We start from the raw sequence: 2,292 nt of genomic DNA on the forward strand, positions 1-2,292 counted from the left end.
GGCGGGAGGATCCCGGGCAGGCGCTCCGCGAGCATGGTCTTGCCCGCCCCGGGCGCCCCGCGCAGCAGCAGGTGGTGGGCGCCGGCGGCGGCCACCTCGAGGGCGAACCGGGCCTCGGCCTGGCCCGCGACCTCCGCCAGGTCCGGCGCGCCCGGCCCCGCACCGGGGGCGCCGTCGTCGTCGGCGGGGCGGACGGGACGCCGCTGCGGCGCCTCCCCCTCCGGCTCCCCGCCGAAGGCGAGGATGACGTCGTGCAGGTGGGCGAAGCCGCGGACCTCCGCCCCCGGCACCAGCAGGGCCTCGGCCTCCGCGTCCTCGGCGACCACCACCTCGGAGCAGCCGGCGTCCACGGCCGCCATCACCATGGCCACGGTCTCGGGCGAGCGGTGCAGGGCCCCGTCCAGGCCGAGCTCGGCCAGGAACACCGGCCCCTCGACGCCGCGCACGCGCCCGTCCGCGGCGTACGCCGCGAGGACGATCGCCAGATCATGCCCGGCGCCCCGCTTGTGCACCCCTGCCGGGAGCAGGTTGACGGTGAGGTGCCGCCGGGTCAGCGGCAGCCCGGCGTTGCGGGCGGCGGAGCGGATGCGGTCCCGGCTCTCCTGCAGCGCCTGGTCCGGCAGGCCCAGCAGGGTGAAGCCGGGCAGGGACTGGGCGATGTCCGCCTCCACGTGGACGACCTCGCCGCGCAGCCCAGAGAGGCTGATGGAGCGCGTGCGGCCGATCCCGCTCACGGCCGCACGTCCTGAAGCAGGTCGAAGCGGATCCCGCCCGTGCGCGGCACCAGGACGGCGACGGCGTCCACCCGCCATCGCTCCGCCCGGCTGCCCTCGCCGTGGGCCCGCACCCAGGCGGCGGTGAGGCGGTGCAGGCGCATCAGCTTGCGCCGGTCGATCGACTCCAGCGGGTCCCCGAACGCCAGGCCGGAACGGGTCTTCACCTCGACCCCCACCCACCAGCCGGCGTGGTGGGCCACCAGGTCCAGCTCGCCGGCCTCGCCCCGCCAGTTGCGGTCCGCGATCACGTAGCCGCGGTCCGCGAGCCAGCGCGCCGCCGCGTCCTCCCCGAACCGGCCCAGCGCCGTGTGCGCGCGGCTGCTCCGCCCTCCTCCGGGCGAGTCCGCCCCGACCTTCTCCGCGGTCCCCGTCATCTCGACCACCTCCTGGGCTCCAGGGTGGCCGGAGGGCTCCCGGCGGCGGGGCGGACGGGCCCGGATGTGAGGAGGCGGGCGCCTGTGCAGGAGTCGTCGTCGCGCGGGCGGCGGCCCCCGCTTCAGGCGCCCGCATCAGGCCCCGCCTCAGGCGGCGCTCAGCCCGGCAGCTGCCCGTCCGGCGGGACCTGCAGCTCGTCCCGGGGCAGCTCCTCGATGTTCACGTCCTTGAAGGTGAGCACCTTGACGCGCTTGATGAAGCGCTGCGTGCGGTAGACGTCCCATACCCAGGCGTCCTCGAGGAGGATCTCGAAGAACACGTCCCCGTCCGACTGGCGGGGCGTCAGGCGCACGTCGTTGGCCAGGTAGAAGCGTCGCTCGGTCTCCACCACGTACCGGAACAGGCCCACCACGTCCCGGTACTCCCGGTACAGCAGCAGCTCGGCCTCGGCCTCGAAGTCCTCGACGTCGTCCGCGCTCATGGCTTGCCTCCTCGGTGCTCGGGGCGCGCCGGCGAGGGGCCGGCACGCGCGCCCTCCATCCTCTCCCGTCCGGGGCCCGCGCGTCGAACGCGCGCCCCACGCGTCCTCTCCCGGGCCACCCGGCGATGCCCCGCCGGCCTCAGTCGAACAGCGTCGGCGGCTCGTCCGCGGGCGCGGCGGGCAGGCCCAGGCTCCAGCTGCGGCGGTGGTGCTCCCCCGCCCCGTGGTCGAGGATCGCGGCCCGGTGGGCGGCAGCCCCGTACCCCTTGTTCCCGGCCCAGCCGTAGGCCGGGTGGTCCGCGTGGAGGGCGATCATGGTGTCGTCCCGGGCCACCTTCGCGGCGATCGACGCCGCGGCCACGGTGGCGCACCGGTCCTCGGCCTTCACCAGCATGGTGGGCACGGGGGGCACCGGTCGTGGGGCCGGCGCCGGTCCGGCGTCCGGGTCGGAGCGGGTCAGCCAGTCGTCCCTGCCGTCCAGCACGAGGGCCACCGGCTCCTGGCCGGCCGCGGCGCACACCGCGGCCCACGCGCGTCGCCCGGCCAGCCCCAGGGCGGCCGAGATGCCCAGCGCGTCGATCTCGGCGGGGCTCGCCTCGCCCAGGGCCCGTCTCCTATACACATCCGACGCTGGCGCCCACCCTCCGGCGGGCGGATACG

General features: G+C 76.7%; 3 protein-coding genes and 1 pseudogene. All 4 read right to left on the bottom strand.

Annotated features, from left to right (window positions below):
- Positions 1 to 734, bottom strand: a 734-nt coding sequence (locus tag NWP10_RS11590; RefSeq protein WP_258301006.1) for a magnesium chelatase domain-containing protein, incomplete at its 3' end; no start/stop codon positions are given.
- Positions 731 to 1,150 carry a YraN family protein gene (locus NWP10_RS11595; protein WP_258301007.1) on the bottom strand — a complete coding sequence of 140 codons (420 nt, stop codon included), beginning with the start codon at positions 1,148 to 1,150 and terminating at the stop codon, positions 731 to 733. The genes NWP10_RS11595 and NWP10_RS11590, both read right to left, overlap by 4 nt.
- 158 nt (positions 1,151 to 1,308) lie before the next feature.
- On the bottom strand, positions 1,309 to 1,632 hold the full coding sequence (locus tag NWP10_RS11600; RefSeq protein ID WP_184171453.1) for a DUF2469 domain-containing protein: 324 nt from the start codon (positions 1,630 to 1,632) through the stop codon (positions 1,309 to 1,311).
- A gap of 139 nt (positions 1,633 to 1,771) precedes the next feature.
- Positions 1,772 to 2,292 (bottom strand): annotated as a pseudogene (locus NWP10_RS11605) (ribonuclease HII); the annotation flags it as partial.

The organism is Micrococcus sp. HG099 (genome assembly GCF_024723355.1).
Taxonomy (GTDB): Bacteria; Actinomycetota; Actinomycetes; order Actinomycetales; family Micrococcaceae; genus Micrococcus; species Micrococcus endophyticus.

Excerpts from the sequence above, each read along its gene's own strand:
- NWP10_RS11595 (WP_258301007.1), bottom strand. The coding sequence starts at position 1,150 with ATGACGGGGACCGCGGAGAAGGTCGGGGCGGACTCGCCCGGAGGAGGG.
- NWP10_RS11600 (WP_184171453.1), bottom strand. The coding sequence starts at position 1,632 with ATGAGCGCGGACGACGTCGAGGACTTCGAGGCCGAGGCCGAGCTGCTG.